Below are 17038 nucleotides of genomic sequence, written 5' to 3'. Positions count from 1 at the left end.
ACGAAGATGTACGCAGCGGAGCGGCAGCAATGGCTCCTGACCCGTACCCGTGAGGACGGGCGGGTCGACGTGGCGTCGGTCGCCCAGGAGCTGGACGTCACACCGGAGACGATCCGGCGCGATCTCGGCACCCTGGAGCGACAGGGCCTCGTCCGCCGGGTGCACGGTGGCGCGATCCCCGCCGACCGGCTGGACTTCGAGCCCGCCCTCGGCCAGCGGGACACCCTGGCCAGCCAGGAGAAGGAGCGCATCGCGAAGGCGGCGCTCGCCGAGCTGGAGGGCTGCCTCACCGTGCTGCTCGACGCGGGCACCACCACCGCCCGGCTCGCCCAGACGCTGCCGACGGACCGCGAGATCACCGTGGTCACCAACTCCCTGTCCATCGCGTCGATCCTCGCGACCCGGCCGAACGTCATCGTCCGGCTGCTCGGCGGGCGCGTGCGCGGCACCACGATGGCGACCGTCGACGACTGGATGACCGACACCCTGGCCACCCTCACCGTGGACGTCGCGTTCGTGGGGACCAACGGGTTCTCGCCGGAGCGCGGGCTGACCACGCCGGACCCGGCCGAGGCCGCCGCCAAGCGGGCGATGATCGCCGCCGCCCGCCGGACCGTGGTGCTGGCCGACGCCGCGAAGTACGGCACCGACCAGTTCACCCGGTTCGCCCGCCTCGACCAGGTGGACGCGCTGGTCACCGACACCGACCTGGACGACGACGCCGCCGCGGCCATCGAGGCCGCCGGACCGAGAGTGGTACGCGCATGATCGTCACCGTCACACCGAACCCGAGCCTGGACCGCACGGTCGAGGTCCTCCAGCTCCGCCGGGGCGAGGTGCACCGCGCGCAGTCCGGGCGGCTCGACCCGGGCGGCAAGGGCGTCAACGTCTCCCGCGCACTCACCCGCGCGGGCGTGCCCACCCTCGCCGTGCTGCCCTCGGGCCGGGCGCCGGGCGGGCGCCTGCAGGGCCTGCTCGACGTGCTCGGCGTCCCCGCCGTCACCGTCCCCATCCACGGGGCGACCCGCTCCAACATCACCATCGTCGAGCCGGACGGGACCACGACCAAGCTCAACGAAGCCGGTCCGGTCCTCACCGAGGACGAGATCGCCGAGATCGCCGAACAGGCCGTCGCCCGGTCGCGGGAGGCGTCCTGGCTGGTCAGCTGCGGTTCGTTGCCCGAGGGCATGCCGGTGGACTTCCACGCGACGCTCGTCGCGCGGTCCGCCACCCGGACCGCGGTCGACACCAGCGGCGAGCCGCTCGCCGCCGCCGTCAAGGCGGGCCCCGCGCTGATCAAACCCAACCACGAGGAGCTGGCCGAGCTCGTCGGCCGTTCCCTCGACAGCCTCGGCGACGTGCTCGCCGCGGCCCGTGAGCTCCGCGCCGGAGGCGTCGGCGCGGTCCTCGTCAGCCTGGGTGCCGGTGGCGCCCTGCTGGTCGAGGAGACCGGGGAGTGGCACGCCGCCACCCCGCCCGTCGCCGTCCGAAGCACGGTCGGCGCAGGCGACGCGACCCTGGCGGGCTTCCTCGCCGCCGGGGGCACCGGACCGGACGCCCTGGCCCGCGCCGTCGCCTACGGCGCCGCCGCCTGCCGCCTGCCGGGCAGTGAGATGCCCGCACCGCACGAGATCCCCCTCGCCGACGTCCGCGTCGGCACCCCCCAGACCGAGCTCGCACTCACCGGAGACGCCGCATGACCGACCAGCTGATCACCGCCGATCTCGTCGATCTCGACCTGCCGTCGACCAGCCGTCAGGCCGCGGTCGCCGCGCTGGCCGAGCGCCTGGCGAAGGCGGGCCGGGTCACCGACCTCGCGCAGTTCCTCGACGACATCGAGGCCCGCGAGCAGCAGATGGCCACCGGGCTCGAGGGCGGGATCGGGATCCCGCACTGCCGCTCCGCCGCCGTCACCGTGCCGAGCCTGGCGTTCGGCCGCAGCACCACCGGCGTCGACTTCGGCGCCGAGGACGGGCCGGCCACGCTCGTCTTCATGATCGCCGCCCCCGAGGGCGGGAACACCGACCACATGACGGTCCTGGCCGCCCTGGCCCGCCGCCTGGTCCGCAAGGCCTTCAAGCAGGAACTGCTCGACGCGACCGACGCCGCAGCCGTCGCCGACTACATCCAGAAGGAGGTCGGAGCATGAAGCTCCTGGCCGTCACCGCGTGCCCGACGGGGATCGCGCACACCTACATGGCCGCCGAGGCCCTCGAGGTCGCCGCCGAGGAGGCAGGCCACGAGATCGTCGTCGAGACCCAGGGGTCCGCGGGCTCCACGCCGTTCACCCCGGAGCAGCTCGCCGAGGCGGACGCCATCATCCTGGCGGCAGACGTCGAGGTCCGCGACAAGGACCGCTTCGCCCACCTCCCGACCGTCACGAGCGGGGTCAAGAAGGCGATCTCCGGGGCCGACCAGCTGGTCGAGCAGGCCGTCGCCGCCGCGACGGCCGCGCCCGCCGACCGGTCCGCCGAGCCGGTGCTCGCGGTCAAGCAGTCCGGCCCCGGCGCGGCGTCGAAGGTCCGCGGCTGGCTGATGACGGGCGTCTCGTACGTCATCCCGTTCGTCGCCGCGGGCGGCCTGCTGATCGCCCTCGGGTTCGCCCTCGGCGGCTACCAGATCACCGAGGCCCCGAAGGTCACCGAGGGCTTCGACTGGACCTCGCACCTGTCCTGGGCGGCGCTGCTGTTCCAGCTCGGCGCACTGGCGTTCGGCCTGCTGGTCCCGGTGCTCTCCGGGTTCATCGCCTACGCGATCGCCGACCGGCCCGCCCTCGTCCCCGGCTTCGTCGGCGGACTGGTCGCGGTCCAGACGAGCGCCGGGTTCCTCGGCGGTCTGGTCTCGGGCCTGCTGGCCGGTGGGCTGATCTTCTGGATGAAGAAGTGGAAGGCGCCCCGGGCGATCGCCGGGATCATGCCGGTGCTGGTGCTGCCGCTGATCGGCACCGCGATCGTCGGCGGGATCATGTTCGTGGTCGTCGGGCAGCCGCTGGCCGCCGCCACCGCGGGCCTGACCAACTGGCTCAACGGCCTCTCCGGCTCGAACGCGATCCTGCTCGGCGCCCTGCTGGGCCTGATGATGGCCTTCGACATGGGCGGCCCGGTCAACAAGGCCGCGTACGCCTTCGCCGTCGCCGGGCTGTCCACGCAGTCGCAGACCGCGCTCCTCATCATGGCCGCGGTCATGGCGGCCGGCATGACGCCGCCGCTGGCCCTGGCGCTGGCCACCACGGTCCGCAAGAAGCTGTTCAGCGAGGTCGAGCGGGAGAACGGCCGCGCCGCCTGGCTGCTGGGCGCCTCGTTCATCACCGAGGGCGCGATCCCGTTCGCCGCGGGCGACCCGCTGCGCGTCATCCCGTCGATCATGGCCGGGTCCGCGGTCACCGGCGCGCTGTCCATGGCCTTCGGCTCCACCCTGCGGGCGCCGCACGGCGGTATCTTCGTGATCCCGCTGATCGGGAACCCGTTCGGCTACCTGGTCGCCATCATCGCCGGGACGCTCGTCTCCGCCGCGCTGGTGATCGCCCTGAAGTCCGTCGGCCAGAAGCAGAAGGCCGTCGCCGAGACCGTCCCCGCGCCGCGCAGTGCGGCCACCGTCTGAGAGGCAGAGACGCCATGGCCGAGCGCCACGTGAAGGTCGGATCGTCCGTCGGGCTGCACGCCCGCCCCGCCAACCTGTTCTGCAAGGCCGCCGGGCAGCAGCCCGCCAAGGTCACCATCGCCGCGGGCGACCGCGGCCCGGTCGACGCCCGCAGCATCCTCTCGGTGCTGGGGTTGGGCGTGGCCTCCGGTGAGGAGGTCGTGCTCGAGGCCGAGGACGGCCCCGGCGCCGAGGAGTCGCTCGACGCCCTGGCCGACCTGCTCGCCCAGGATCTGGACGCCTCCTGAGCGACCCGATCGACCTGCCCGGAGGGCACCCCGCGTGGGGTGCCCTCCGGGCCTCCTTGTTTCGTGCCCGTAACGGGGCGGACCCAGCAATGGCCCCGCCCGTGCGGACGGGGGAGGATCCGCTCCGGAAGTGCCGAAGCCGTTCCCAGCGACGCGAGCGGACCCGACCGACGGACGGAGCCCCACGGTGACCGCGAGCGCCCACCGCCCCGAACTCCTCGCCCCGGACTCGCTGGCCGCCCACTCCGGCGTCGTCTCCGAATCCGAGCACAGCGCCCTGCGGGCGGACATCCGGCGGCTGTCCACCATGCTCGGCCAGTCGCTCGCGCACCAGGCGGGAGACGAGCTGCTGCAGCTGGTCGAGGAGGTGCGCAAGCTCGCCCGCGAGAACCCCGACGCGGTCACCGAGCGGCTCGCCGGGCTGGACACCGGCACCGCGGTGACCCTGGCCCGGGCCTTCTCGCAGTACTTCCAGCTCGCGAACGTCGCCGAGCAGCTGCACCGCTCCCGCGAGCTGCGGGAGCTGCGCCCGGCCGACCGCCGCCCGCTGCACACCGTCATGGAGCGCCTGGCGGGAGACGCCGACCACGAGGCCGTGCAGGAGGTCCTCGCCCGCGCCCAGCTGCGCCCGGTGTTCACCGCGCACCCGACCGAGGCCTCCCGGCAGTCGGTGCTGGCGATCCTGCGGCGCGTGGCCGACGGGCTGGACCAGCAGGCGTCGGACGCCGAGCTGGGCGCGCTCGTCGACCTGCTCTGGCAGACCGACGAGATCCGCCCCGGCCGCCCGACCGTGCTCGACGAGGCCCGCAACGTGGCCTGGTTCATGGAGCGCCTCGGCACGATGACGGTCCCGGACCTGGTGGGTGAGTTCGAGGCGGAGGCGATCGCGCACGGCTTCGAGGTGCCCGCGGACTCCCGGCCGCTGACCCTCGGCGTCTGGGTGGGCGGGGACCGGGACGGGAACCCGAACGTCACCCCGGACGTCACGCGCGAGGTGCTGGAGCTCTACTCCGACCGGGCGCTGCGGATCCACGGCGGGCTGGTCGACCAGCTCATCGGCGAGCTGTCGATCTCCACCAAGGTCATGGGGGTCTCCGAGGAGCTGCGCGGCGCGCTCGCGCGGGACCGCCGGGCGCTGCCCGCGGTGCACGACCGGTTCATCCGGCTCAACCAGTTCGAGCCCTACCGGCTCAAGCTCTCCTACATCGCGGCCAAGCTGGAGAACACCCGCACCCGGATCGCCGAGAAGGGCAGGCACGTCCCCGGCGTCGACTACCTGGGCGTGGCGGACTACCTGGCCGACCTGGGCGTCGTGGACCGCTCGCTGCGGGGGCACCTCGGCGCGCGCATCGCGGGCGGCACGCTGGCCCGCGCGCTGCGGTCGGCGCGGGCGCTGGGCCTGCACCTCGCCGAGCTGGACATCCGCGAGCACGGCCAGAAACACCACGACGCCCTCGGCGCGATCTACGACTCGCTCGGCGAGCTCGACCGGCCGTACGCCGAGCTGAGCCGGGATGAGCGCCGCGAGCTGCTGTCCAAGGAGCTGCAGGGCAACCGCCCGCTGATCCGGCGGCACTACGGGCTCCCCGAGGCCGCCCGGACCGTGATCGCCACCTTCGACATGCTCCACGAGGTCCAGCACGAGTTCGGCCCCGAGGTGGCCCGGACCTACATCGTGTCGATGTGCCAGGACGTCGACGACATCCTCGCCGTGGCCGTGCTGGCTCGCGAGTCCTACATGGTCGAGCTGAAGTCCGACCCCCGGTCCTCGGTCGACCTGGTGCCGCTGTTCGAGACCGTGGAGGAGCTCTCGCAGGCGGGCCACCTGCTCGAGGGGCTGCTCAGCGACCCCGGCTACCGGCAGCACGTCCGCAACCGCGGCGACCTGCAGGAGATCATGCTGGGCTACTCGGACTCCAACAAGGGCGCGGGGATCACCAGCTCGCAGTGGGAGATCCACCGCGCCCAACGCCAGCTGCGGGACACCGCGGCCCGGTTCGGCGTGCGGCTGCGGCTGTTCCACGGCCGCGGCGGGTCGGTCGGGCGCGGCGGCGGGCCCGCGGGCGAGGCCATCGCCTCGGCGCCGTTCGGGTCCGTGGACGCCACGATGAAGCTCACCGAGCAGGGCGAGGTCATCTCCGACAAGTACTCGCTGCCCACCCTGGCGCACGACAACCTGGAGATCCTGCTCGCCGCCATGCTCGACGCGAGCGTGCTGCACACCGAGTCCCGCTGGCCCGACGACACCCTCGCCCGCTGGGACGAGGCCATGACGTGTGTGTCCGAGGCGGGCAAGAAGGCCTACCGGGAGCTCGTCGGGGACCCGCGGCTGCCCGAGTTCTTCACCGCGGCCACCCCGGTCGACGAGCTGGGCAGGCTGAACGTCGGGTCGCGGCCGTCGAAGCGGCCCGGGGCGGACCCGTCGCTGGACGACCTGCGCGCCATCCCCTGGGTCTTCGGCTGGACGCAGACCCGGATGGTCGTCCCGGGGTGGTTCGGCCTGGGCAGCGGCCTGCGCGCCGCCCGCGAGGCGGGCTACGGGGACGTGCTCGACGAGATGCGCGCGTGGGCCTTCTTCGCCAACCTGCTCGGCAACGTCGAGATGACCCTGGCCAAGACGGACCTGCGGATCGCCCAGTACTACGTGTCCACCCTCGTCGAGCCCGGGCAGCAGGAGCTCTTCGAGCGGATCCGCACCGAGCACGCCCGGACCCTGCGGGAGGTCCTGTCCCTCACCGGGGACTCGGTCCTCTTGGAACGCCACCCGGTGCTGCGCAACACCCTGTCGGTCCGCAACGGCTACCTCGAGCCGCTGCACCACCTCCAGGTCGAGCTCCTGGCCCAGCGCCGCAAGTCGGGCGCGGGGGACGAGGACCTCGAACGCGCCCTGCTCCTGACGATCAACGGCATCGCGGCCGGCATGAAGAACACCGGCTGACGCCCTGTGAGTGGTAAGTGGTGCCAGAGCACCACTTACCACTCACGACCGCGGGGCGGCTACGCTCCGTCAAGTGATGCCTACCAGCGGTGACGACGGGATCTACGGCAAGCGCCTGCTCGTCGACGTCTCGCACGCCATGGAGCGCTTCGCCCTCGCCGCGCCGCCGCCGTCGGTCGTGATCGCGATGTTCCAGAAGTACTCGTACTTCGAGCGCGAGGTCGAGATGTACCGCGCGATCGCGGCGACCGGCGCGGTCGTCGTGGTCGGGCTCGCCGAGGACCTCCCGCCCCGGCTCCCGCCCGGGGTCCGGCACGCCCTCGTCGGCGCCGACGACCCGCTCGCCCGCGAGTGGAGCATCACCGTGCTGGGCCCCCACGGCGGCGCGACGCTGGTGGCCACCGACCTCGAGCAGGTCGCGGCCGGGTCGGTGTCGTTGGAGTCCGGCCGCCAGTTCCGCGGTCGCTGGTCCTACCGCCGCGACGACGCCTACCGCGAGATCCTGCGGCTGCGCTCGACGCTGCCGATGAGCGCCGACACGGTCGCGGCGATCGACGACGTGCTCGCGGAGGTCGTCGCCGTCCCGGAACCCGAGGCGCAGGGCCGCTGGGACGCGCCGCTGCGGTTCCTCACCGACCGCGCCGACCGTGCCGACCGCCGCCGCATCGCGGCCGAGGCGCAGCTCACCGCGCTCCGGGAGAGCGACCGCGACCCGCGGACGGGCCTGCACACCGTCCGGTTCCTCGAGCGCTGGACCCGCGGGCTGGGCGAGGGCACGCTGCCGATCGGCCTGGTGCTGCTGCGCGTCCTCGGCGTGTCCCAGGTCCGCGCCCAGCACGGGCTGCGCGCCGAGCTGGCCGCGCTGCAGGGGGTGGCGAGCTCGGTCGGGAGCATGCTCGGCGAGGTCGACACCGTGGTGCGGATGGGCCGGGACGACTTCCTCGCCGTCCTGCCCTCCTGGACCCGGGACGACGTCGCGCGCTTCGGCGAGGAGGCCTGCGCCCGGATGGGCGAGCTCGCCCACCACTACCCGTTCGTCGAACTGCCCGGCGTCGCGGCGGCGACCGTCACCCGCCGCCGTCCCCTCCCGATCCCGCAGCTCGCCCACCAGGTCGCCGGCGCCTCCCGCACCCGCCAACCCGTCCGCGTCCTGGCGGGCTGACGGCCGAGATCAACCTCAGGGCTGTTCGATCATGCCCGGGACGTGCCTGAGGTTCAGCTCGGCGCGGGGGGTGGCGATCTCGGTCGGTGCGTTGCGGCCGCGGAGCACGACCGGCTCGCCGCGGACCCAGCACTGCGCCTCGGCCTCCGCGGCGAGATCCAGGGCCGCGCCGGAGGCGACCACGCCGCCGCGCGACTTGGCCAGGTCGGTGAGCCGCGCCGCCTCGTTCACCGGGTCGCCGATCACCGTGTACTCGTAGCGCCGCGGGTCGCCGACGTTGCCCGCGACGGCGTCCCCCGCGGACACGCCGATCCCCGCGGCCGTCTCCGGCATCCGGGCCGCGAGCTGGTCGGCCAGCTCACGGGCCGCGGCCAGGGCGCACCCCGCGGGGTCCCGGACGGGCGTGGGCGCGCCGAAGACCGCCAAGGCGGCATCCCCCTCGAACTTGTTGATCCAGCCGCCGTGCCGCTCCACGGACTCGACGACGATCGCGAAGAACCGGTTGAGGACGTCCACCACCTCGGCGGGCGGGCGCTCGGCGGCCATCGCCGTGGACCCGACGAGGTCGACGAAGAGCACCGCGACCCGGCGCACCTCGCCACCCAGCTCGCTCCCGTCCGCGGCCGCGGCCGCCCGCGCGACATCCTCCCCGACGTGGCGGCCGAACAGGTCGCGGATCCGCTCCCGCTCGCGCAGCCCCTCGACCATCGTGTTGAACCCGGCCTGCAACCGCCCCAACTCCGTGTGGTCGTAGACCGGGACCGAGACCTCCAGGTCCCCCTGCTCCACGCGCTGCATCGCCCGCCGCACCGCGATCACGGGGTCGGCGGCGGCGCGGGCGGCGCCGATCGTCGTCAGGATGCCGGCGAAGAGCGCGGCGGTGCCGATCGCGAGGATCATCACCGCCAGCCGGTCGACGGTGACGTCCTGGAACACGAGGGCGGACACGCCGCCGAGCAGCAGCCCGATCACGGGGACCGCGGTGCCGAGCGCCCAGAACAGCACCGGCCGCAGCAGCACGCCGGGCAGCGCGCGGCTGCGCGGTGGCTGCCCGGCGAGGATCACCGACGCGGGGCCGCGCAGGATCCGCTCACTGAGCAGGTAGGACAGCGCGACCGTGGCGATCCCACCGACGGTGATCGTCTCCGCGACCGAGAGCGCGAGCCGCCAGGAGAACCGCAGGTTGACCAGTCCGAACAGGACGACCGCTCCGCCCCACAGGACGGCGAGCATCACGACGAGCCGCAGCGGGCCGTAGAGGACGATGCGCCGGGCCCGCCGGCCGGGGTCCCGGCGCGCGGCCCGCCCCCGGAGCCGGAAGATCCGGCGCCCCAGCAGGATCCCGACCGGGGTGGCGAGCAGCAGGTACCCGATGACCAGCGCGGTGTTCAGCAGTCGGACGGCGGTGACGTCCGCGACCTGCCCCTGCGGGACGACCCACGCCGACAGCGCGAACACGATCGCCGCCCCGCCGAAGTTCGCCACGACCACGGACACGGCGAGCAGGAGCCGCACCGACAGCCCCAGCACGTACCCGCCGGGCCGCAACGCTGGGTCCGTCATGGGCGGAGTGTAGGCCGAACGGGCGATAGGCCCGCGCCGACGGTCGGCGCGGGCCCGGGTGGATCAGGAGGAGGGCGTGCAGGCGTTCATCTTGTCCAGGTCGGAGCCCGCGCGCTGGAGGCACTCGCTGTAGGAGGTCAGCTGGTCCGAGGTCTGCTGGAGGTGGTCCGAGAGCTCGCTCACCGCCGTGAAGAACACGATCGCGCCCCAGACCGCCAGCGCCAGCGCCAGGACGCCCGCCGCCAGCCCGGACCAGGTCAGCCCCTTGGACGCCGCACCCCGCTTCGCCCGGCCCAGCGAGGCCAGCGCGAGCGGGATGGCCACCACGGCGAGCACCCCCGCGACCCAGAACGTGAGCGGGATGAACCCGAACAGGATCCCGACGATCCCGCAGATCAGGGCCGCGAGCGCGAGTCCGTTGCGCACGACGGGCGCCGGAGCCTGCGGCGCGTACTGCGGCTGGGCGAACTGCGGCGGCGCGTACTGCGGCGGGATCTGCTGGTATCCCTGCGGCGCCTGGTTCCACCCGGGCTGCGGCGGCGGAGCCCACTGCGGCTGCTGCGGGGTCTGCTGCGGGGTCTGCTGACCCTGCGGCCCACCCTGGAAGCCGAACGGCGCCGAGGACTGCGGGGAGCCGTGCTGCGGCCGCGGGCCGTTCTGCATCGTCATGCTGCGTACGTCGAGCCGATCTCGAACGCCATTACGCTCGTCACCCGATCGTGGACGCCACGTCGTCACCGGTGAGGAGAGCCTCGATGCGCGTACTCCAGGGCGGGTCCCGCGGCCCCACCGTCCTGCCGCTGCACGGGCTCGGCGCGACGGCGGACGTCTGGGCCGGGCTCGTCGGCCACGGCGAGTCGGAGCCCTTGCCGCACTACACCTTCGCGACGGTCGCGGAGGCCGTCGCGCCGCTGGTCGACCCCGCGGGCACGGTGGTGCTCGGGCACTCCTTCGGCGGCGTGGCGGCCCTGCTCGGCTGACCGGTCAGCGCCCATGACCCGTGAGTGGCGATAGTCGCTATGGCGACTATCGCCACTCACGGGTTCGGTGGGGTGGCCGGTCAGCGCACCGAACCCGCCAGGTGCACGCCGGCACGGCTGCGGACGGCGAGGTCCCAGCCCTCGTCCACGCGCTCGGTCACCAGCTCCGGGCGCGAGGGCAGGAGCAGCGGCTTGCGGAACAGGACCGTGTAGGTGAGGCCCTCGGGCAGCCTGCCCTGCAGCGCGGCCAGGGCGTGGGCGGCGGTCCACATGCCGTGGGCGATGGTGCGCGGGAAGCCGAAGGCCTTGGCGGTCAACGGGTTCAGGTGGATGGGATTGACGTCCCCGCTGACCGCCGCGTACCGCCTGCCGAGGTCCGCGCCGAGCGCCCAGGACGCCGCGGCGGGGCCCTCCGGGGTCGCCACCTCCGGCAGCTCGCCTGCCACACCGGTCGGCGCGTGGGCGCCGCGGGCGAGGTAGGTCGAGCGGCCCTCCCACACGACGGTGCCGCCGGCGGAGACCGCCGAGACGAGATCGACCTGCGCGCCCCGGGCGTGGGCGGCGAACCGCTCGGCGTGCACCCGCACGTCGAGCTCCTCGCCGAGACCGATCGCGCGGTGCACGGTGATCGCGTTCGCGACGTGCACCAGGCCGGGCAGGGCGAGCGGGAAGGACCGCGCCGCCATCAGCTCCATCTGCAACCCGAACGCCAGGACGTGCGGGAACGTGGCGGGCAGGACGTCGGACAGCGGGAACCCGCAGACCGCCGCGTAGTCCGCGACCCGCCCCACCGTGGGCCGCACCGTCCGCGTGCGCACGGTGTCCGGCAGCGACGAGGGCCGGGGCAGGACCGCCCCGGCGGCCGCCTTGGCGTACAACCCGATCATCAGGCCCCGATCATCGACTGGCCGCACACGCGGACGACCTGACCGTTCACCCCGCCGGACGCGGCCTGGCCGAGCCAGCCGATCGTCTCCGCGACGTCGACCGGCAGGCCGCCCTGGCGCAGCGAGTTGATCCGGCGGCCGCCCTCGCGCGTGGCGACGGGCATCGTCGCGGTCATCGCGGTCTCGATGAACCCGGGCGCCACGGCGTTCACCGTGATCCCCCGCGGGGCCACGACCGGCGCCAACGCGCGCACCATGCCGATGATCCCGGCCTTGGACGCGACGTAGTTGGCCTGGCCGCGGTTGCCCGCGATCCCGCTCTGCGAGGACACGCTCACGATGCGCGCGCCGTCGCCGAGCACATCGGAGTCCAGCAGCGCCTCGGTGATCCGCAGCTGGGCGCGCAGGTTCACGTTCAGCACGGAGTCCCAGCGCTCGGCGTCCATGTTGGCCAGCAGCTTGTCGCGGGTGATGCCGGCGTTGTGCACCAGCAGGTCCAGCCTGCCGAACCGTTCGGTGAGGAAGGCGACCAGCCGGGCGGGCGCGTCCTCGGCGGTAATGTCCAGCTGCAGCGCCGTGCCCCCGGTGCGGTTCGCGACCGCGACCAGGCTCTCCCCGGCCGCCGGGATGTCGACGGCGACCACGCGCGCCCCGTCGCGGGCGAGGGTGTCCGCGATGGCCGCGCCGATGCCCCGCGCGGCGCCGGTGACCACGGCGACGCGGCCGTCGAGCCGCTTCTCGGTGGGTGAGTCCAGCGCGGGCGGGTCCTGCGGCGATCCGACCGGGACTCCGACGTGGACGACCTGGCCGTCCACATAGGCCGACCGCGCGGAGAGAAAGAACCGCACGGAGCTGTCGACGGCGGCGGGGGTGGCCTCGGCGTCGACGACCAGCAGGTTCGCGGTCGCGCCGGCCCGGGCCTCCTTGGCGATCGTGCGGACCAGCCCGTCGAGGGCCTGCGCGACCGCCGCCGCCTCGACGCCCGACGCCTCGGACGGCGAGGGGCCGAGCAGCAGCACCCGCCCCGACGGGGCGAGCGCGCGGACCGCGGGCTGCAGGACCGCACGGGCGGCGGCGAGGTCGTCCAGGGTGGTCGCGTCGGTCAGGTCGACGACGACGGCGGCGACCCGACCCTCCCCCACCTCGTCGACGACCGTGCCCCCCTCCTCGGTGACGAGCGCGGCGACGGACTTCGCGAACCGTCCCGAGCCCGCGACGAGCGCGGGCCCGTCGAGCAGCGGCTGCCCCGGCGCGTACCGGCGCAGCACCGGGATCCGCGGCACCCCGAGGCGCTTGGCGATCCCACCGTTGGAGAAGTCCCGGAACCTGTCGTTGCTCATGCGGCCGCCTCCAGGATCGCCACGACGCCCTGCCCGCCCGCGGCACAGATCGAGATCAGGCCGCGCCCGGAACCCTTCTCGTGCAACAGCTTCGCCAGCGTGGACACGATCCGACCGCCGGTGGCGGCGAACGGGTGGCCCGCCGCCAGCGAGGACCCCGCGACGTTGAGCCGGGCGCGGTCGATCGAGCCCAGCGGCGCGTCGAGGCCCAGCCGCTCCTTGGCGAAGCCCGGGTCCTCCCACGCCGCGAGGGTGGCGAGCACCGTGGAGGCGAAGGCCTCGTGGATCTCGTAGAAGTCGAAGTCCTGCAGCGTGAGCCCGTTGCGCTCCAACAACCGCGGCACGGCGTAGACCGGCGCGGTGAGCAGCCCGTCCCGGCCGTGCACGTAGTCGACGGCGGCGGTCTCGGCATCGACGAACCGCGCGAGCACCGGCAGGTTGTGCGCGGCCGCCCACTCGTCGGAGCCCAGCAGCGTCAGGGCCGCGCCGTCCGTCAGCGGCGTCGAGTTGCCCGCCGTCATCGTCGCGCCGTCGCCCTTGCCGAACACCGGCTTCAACCGCGCCAGCTTCTCGACGGTGGAGTCGGGCCGCAGGTTGTCGTCCCGGGTGAGGCCCAGGTACGGGGTGACGAGATCGTCGAAGAACCCGCGGTCGTAGGCGGCGGCGAGGTGCTGGTGGGACAGGGCGGCGAGCTCGTCCTGCGCCTCGCGGGACACCCCCCACTCGCGGGCCGTGATCGCCGCGTGCTCGCCCATGGACAGGCCGGTGCGGGGCTCGGAGTTCCGCGGGATCTCCGGCACGATCTGGCCGGGGCGCAGCCTGCCCAGCAGCTTCAGCCGCTGCTGCGGGGTGCGCGCGCCGTTGAGCGCCACGAGGACCTTCCGCAGGTCCTCGTTGACGGCGATCGGCGCGTCGGACGCCGTGTCCACGCCGCCTGCGACGCCGCTCTCCATCTGCCCGAGTGCGATCTTGTTGGCCACCGCGATGGTCGCCTCGAGGCCGGTGCCGCACGCCTGCTGGATGTCGTAGGCGGGCGTCGACGGGGCGAGCCGCGACCCCAGCACCGCCTCGCGGGTGAGGTTGAAGTCCCGGGAGTGCTTGAGCACCGCCCCGGCGACCACCTCGCCGAGCCGCTCGTCGGCCAGCCCGAAGCGGGCCACCAGACCGTCCAGCGTGGTCGTCAGCATGTCCAGGTTGGACGCCCGCGCGTACTTGCCGTTCGCGCGTGCGAAGGGGATCCGGTTGCCCCCGATCACCGCAGCCTTGCGCATGGAGTCCTCCTCGATGGGGTTACCTGCAGGTAGCCAGTACCCACGGTACACGGTACCGTCGGTGCCGTGAGTGTGACGCGGGATCGTCGTGACTCGCGGTGGGACGCCCATCGCGAGCAACGCCGCACGGAGCTGGTGGCCACCACCGTGGAGGCCATCCGCAGGCACGGCGCGGGCGTCGGCATGGAGGAGGTCGCGGTCGCAGCGGGCACCAGCAAGACCGCGGTCTACCGGCACTTCCGCGACCGGACCGGCCTCTACGTCGCCGTCTGCGAGTCCGTCGCGCGGGTACTGACCGACCAGATCCGCCGCGCGACGGACCGGGCCCTGACCGACGGCGCCGGACCGCGCGCCGCCGTCATCGCAGGTATAGACGCTTATCTGCGGCTGATCGAGTCGGACGTCGAGGTGTACCGGTTCGTGGTACACCGCCCGCTGCTCGACGGCGCGGACCCCGTCGCGGACCTCGTCACCGTGATCGGCGACCACGTCGCGTCCGTGATCACCGCCTACCTGCCCGCCGCGGCGGCCCCGCGGATCTGGGGGCACGCCGTCGTCGGGATGGTCCGCGGCGCCGCGGACGACTGGCTGGCCCGCCCCGACGGCACCACCCGGGCGGAGCTCGCCGCCCGCCTGACCGACCTCGCGTGGACCGGACTCTCCGGACTAGGGAGCGCCTGATGAATGTCGACCTGTTGCAGAAGAGCCTCGACGGCCGCTGGGCGGACGTCCGGACGAACGTCCGGGAGCAGATGTCCCGGTTCAGCCCGGCGGACCCGGACCTGAGCCGCGAGGACTACCGCGCCCGCGTCCTCGAGCTGACCCACGAGCTCGCGCGGACCGGGCAGCCGCACACCGGCTTCTCGCCGGACCACGGCGGCAAGGGAGACGTCGGCGGGGTCGTCACCGCCTTCCAGGTGCTCGGCTACGGCGACCTGTCCCTGCTGGTCAAGGCGGGTGTGCAGTGGGGTCTGTTCGGCGGGGCGGTGCAGGTCCTCGGCACTTCTCGTCACCATGACAAATATCTGCGCAAGATCATGGACGGAGAGCTGCTCGGCTGCTTCGCGATGACCGAGACGGGCCACGGGTCAGACGTCCAGCACCTGCGGACCACCGCCACCTACGACCCGGCCACGCAGGAGTTCGTGATCGACACCCCCGAGCCCGGGGCACGGAAGGACTACATCGGCAACGCCGCGCGGGACGGGGAGATGGCCGTCGTCTTCGCCCAGCTCGTGACGGGCGGACAGACGCACGGCGTGCACGCCTTCCTCGTCCCGATCCGGGTGGACGGAGAGCCCGCCCCCGGCGTCGAGATCTCCGACTGCGGGCACAAGGCCGGGCTCAACGGCGTCGACAACGGCAGGCTGGTCTTCTCCGGCGTGCGCGTCCCGCGGGAGGCCCTGCTGAACCGGTTCGCGGACGTGGCCGAGGACGGCACCTACTCCAGCTCGATCGAGAACGAGGGCCGCCGCTTCTTCACCATGCTCGGCACCCTGGTGCGGGGCCGCATCTCGGTGGCGGGCGGCGCGGGGAGCGCGGCGCAGAAGGCACTGACCCTCGCCGTCCGCTACGGCGAGCGCCGCCGCCAGTTCGCCGACCCGGGCACCGGCCGGGAGACGGCGATCCTCGACTACCGCGCCCACCAGCGGAAGCTCCTCCCGCTGCTGGCGACCTCGTACGCGCTGGCCTACGCCCAGGACGACCTCGTCGCCGAGATGCACCGGCTGCAGAAGCCCGGCGCCGACCACGACGAGAAGGCGCAGCGCGACCTGGAGAGCCGCGCCGCCGGGCTCAAGGCCATCGGGACCTGGCACGCCACGCACACCATCCAGACCTGCCGCGAGGCCTGCGGCGGCGCCGGGTACCTGTCGGAGAACCACCTGCCGACGCTGAAGGCGGACACGGACGTCTTCACCACGTTCGAGGGCGACAACACCGTCCTGCTGCAGCTGCTGGCCAAGAACCTGTTGGGCGACTACGGCAAGTCCGTCGCCGGGCTGTCCACGGTGGGCCTCGCGCGGTTCGTCGGGGAGCAGGCGCTGGGAGACGTCACCGAGCGCACGGGTCTCAACCGTCTCCGGGTCCGCAGGCTCGATCCCCGCTCCCGCGCGGCGCAGCGCGCGCTCATCGCCGAGCGTTCCGAGCACCTGCTGGGGGGCCTCGCGCGGCGGCTGCGGCCCGCGTTGAAGAAGGGCGCCGACCAGTTCGGGATCTTCAACGCCGCGCAGGACCACCTGCTCGAGGCCGCCCGAGCCCACGTCGACACCCTGGTGTTCGACGCCTTCGCGGCCGGGATCAAGCGCTCCGCGCCCGAGGTCCGGCCGCTGCTCGAGAAGGTCCTCGACCTGCACGCGTTGTCCGTCATCGAGCGCAGCCGGGCCTGGTACCTCGAGCACGGCAGGCTGAACGCGGGCGAGAGCCGGGCGGTCACCGCGGCGGTCAACGACCTCTGCGCCGAGCTGCGCCCCCACGCCCGCCTGCTGGTCGACGCCTTCGGCATCCCGGAGCCCTGGCTCGCCTGCCCGCTGCTCGAGGACCCGGCCGCGGAGACCACGGTCGAGAACCCCGCCCCCGCCATGGTCGGCTGACGTCCGACTCGCGTGTCCGAGGTGGGGGACTCGCGAGTCGGACGGGGAGGGTCAGGCGATGCGGGCCGCGCAGGTGTCCCGGTCGCCCGCGTACTCCGGGTTCTGGGCCGCGGCCAGCTTCAGGTGCGGCAGCGCCTCGACGTGCCTGCTCTGCCGCTGCAGCGTGCGGCCCAGCAGGTAGCGGGCGTAGGAGTCCGTCGGCCCGAGCTCGACGGCCCGGCGCAGCACCTCCTCCGCCTTCCCGAGCTGGGCGGTCTTGAAGTAGGCCCGGCCCAGCAGCATCGCGCCCGCCGCGGTCTCCAGCAGCTCGGTGCGGCGGTGCTCCAGCATCGACAGGGCCTCCAGGGGACGCCCGCCGTCGAGCCAACCCTCGGCCATGCGGTAGGTCATGTCGTCCATGCCCCGCCCAACCTGATACC

Annotated in this window: 16 protein-coding genes; 10 read left to right on the top strand and 6 right to left on the bottom strand. The window is 73.7% G+C overall.

Annotation, left to right across the window (positions count from 1 at the left end; translation table 11 throughout):
• Positions 1-6: 6 nt before the first annotated feature.
• The 7 genes from L3X23_RS27380 to L3X23_RS27350 all read left to right on the top strand — a co-directional run bounded on the left by L3X23_RS27380 (position 7) and on the right by L3X23_RS27350 (position 7987).
• On the top strand, positions 7-768 hold the full coding sequence (locus L3X23_RS27380) for a DeoR/GlpR family DNA-binding transcription regulator (protein ID WP_237195662.1): 762 nt from the start codon (positions 7-9) through the stop codon (positions 766-768).
• The gene (gene pfkB, locus L3X23_RS27375) at positions 765-1700 is read left to right on the top strand and encodes a 1-phosphofructokinase (protein ID WP_237195661.1); all 936 of its coding nucleotides are present in this window, start codon (positions 765-767) and stop codon (positions 1698-1700) included. The genes L3X23_RS27380 and pfkB overlap by 4 nt, the downstream gene beginning before the upstream one ends.
• Positions 1697-2149: a PTS sugar transporter subunit IIA gene (locus L3X23_RS27370; RefSeq protein WP_237195660.1), complete on the top strand. Its 453-nt coding sequence runs from the start codon at positions 1697-1699 to the stop codon at positions 2147-2149. The genes pfkB and L3X23_RS27370 overlap by 4 nt, the downstream gene beginning before the upstream one ends.
• Entirely contained in the window at positions 2146-3600 is a 1455-nt protein-coding gene (locus L3X23_RS27365) for a PTS fructose transporter subunit IIC (protein ID WP_237195658.1), read from the top strand. The genes L3X23_RS27370 and L3X23_RS27365 overlap by 4 nt, the downstream gene beginning before the upstream one ends.
• 14 nt (positions 3601-3614) lie before the next feature.
• Entirely contained in the window at positions 3615-3887 is a 273-nt protein-coding gene (locus L3X23_RS27360; protein WP_093083225.1) for an HPr family phosphocarrier protein, read from the top strand.
• 187 nt (positions 3888-4074) lie between these two features.
• Positions 4075-6825: a phosphoenolpyruvate carboxylase gene (gene ppc / locus L3X23_RS27355; protein ID WP_237195656.1), complete on the top strand. Its 2751-nt coding sequence runs from the start codon at positions 4075-4077 to the stop codon at positions 6823-6825.
• Between the two features lie 76 nt (positions 6826-6901).
• The gene (locus L3X23_RS27350; protein WP_237195655.1) at positions 6902-7987 is read left to right on the top strand and encodes a DICT sensory domain-containing protein; all 1086 of its coding nucleotides are present in this window, start codon (positions 6902-6904) and stop codon (positions 7985-7987) included.
• Positions 7988-8002: 15 nt separating this feature from the next.
• On the opposite strand, the gene L3X23_RS27345 is transcribed toward L3X23_RS27350, so the two are convergent.
• Positions 8003-9550: an adenylate/guanylate cyclase domain-containing protein gene (locus tag L3X23_RS27345; protein WP_237195653.1), complete on the bottom strand. Its 1548-nt coding sequence runs from the start codon at positions 9548-9550 to the stop codon at positions 8003-8005.
• A 63-nt stretch (positions 9551-9613) separates the two neighbouring features.
• Complete coding sequence (locus L3X23_RS27340; protein ID WP_237195651.1) at positions 9614-10219, bottom strand: DUF4190 domain-containing protein; 606 nt, start codon at positions 10217-10219, stop codon at positions 9614-9616.
• A gap of 86 nt (positions 10220-10305) precedes the next feature.
• Here L3X23_RS27340 and L3X23_RS27335 point away from each other — a divergent pair, with 86 nt between their 5' ends.
• The gene (locus L3X23_RS27335) at positions 10306-10530 is read left to right on the top strand and encodes an alpha/beta fold hydrolase (protein ID WP_237195649.1); all 225 of its coding nucleotides are present in this window, start codon (positions 10306-10308) and stop codon (positions 10528-10530) included.
• A gap of 80 nt (positions 10531-10610) precedes the next feature.
• Here L3X23_RS27335 and L3X23_RS27330 read toward each other — a convergent pair whose 3' ends face one another.
• Genes L3X23_RS27330 through L3X23_RS27320 form a run of 3 tightly spaced genes read right to left on the bottom strand, consistent with a single transcriptional unit; the run spans position 10611 to position 14028 of the window.
• Positions 10611-11417, bottom strand: coding sequence for a MaoC/PaaZ C-terminal domain-containing protein (locus tag L3X23_RS27330; protein ID WP_237195647.1), 807 nt, complete (start codon positions 11415-11417; stop codon positions 10611-10613).
• A complete protein-coding gene (locus tag L3X23_RS27325; RefSeq protein ID WP_237195646.1) occupies positions 11417-12757 on the bottom strand; it encodes a 3-oxoacyl-ACP reductase in 1341 nt (446 codons plus the stop codon). Before L3X23_RS27325 ends, L3X23_RS27330 begins: the two co-directional genes overlap by 1 nt.
• Positions 12754-14028, bottom strand: a complete 1275-nt coding sequence (locus L3X23_RS27320; RefSeq protein ID WP_237195644.1) for an acetyl-CoA C-acetyltransferase — start codon at positions 14026-14028, stop codon at positions 12754-12756. The genes L3X23_RS27325 and L3X23_RS27320 overlap by 4 nt, the downstream gene beginning before the upstream one ends.
• A gap of 66 nt (positions 14029-14094) precedes the next feature.
• On the opposite strand from L3X23_RS27320, the gene L3X23_RS27315 reads away from it, so the two are divergent.
• Both L3X23_RS27315 and L3X23_RS27310 read left to right on the top strand, forming a co-directional pair.
• Complete coding sequence (locus L3X23_RS27315) at positions 14095-14709, top strand: TetR family transcriptional regulator (RefSeq protein ID WP_237195642.1); 615 nt, start codon at positions 14095-14097, stop codon at positions 14707-14709.
• A complete protein-coding gene (locus tag L3X23_RS27310) occupies positions 14709-16619 on the top strand; it encodes an acyl-CoA dehydrogenase (protein WP_237195640.1) in 1911 nt (636 codons plus the stop codon). Before L3X23_RS27315 ends, L3X23_RS27310 begins: the two co-directional genes overlap by 1 nt.
• A gap of 51 nt (positions 16620-16670) precedes the next feature.
• On the opposite strand, the gene L3X23_RS27305 is transcribed toward L3X23_RS27310, so the two are convergent.
• Complete coding sequence (locus tag L3X23_RS27305; RefSeq protein ID WP_237195639.1) at positions 16671-17018, bottom strand: tetratricopeptide repeat protein; 348 nt, start codon at positions 17016-17018, stop codon at positions 16671-16673.
• Positions 17019-17038: the final 20 nt, after the last annotated feature.

It is taken from the genome of Pseudonocardia sp. WMMC193, from assembly GCF_021728735.1.
Lineage (GTDB): Bacteria > Actinomycetota > Actinomycetes > Mycobacteriales > Pseudonocardiaceae > Pseudonocardia > Pseudonocardia oroxyli.
Note: the sequence above shows the minus strand (reverse complement) of the source record. Positions and strands in the feature narration are given on the sequence as shown.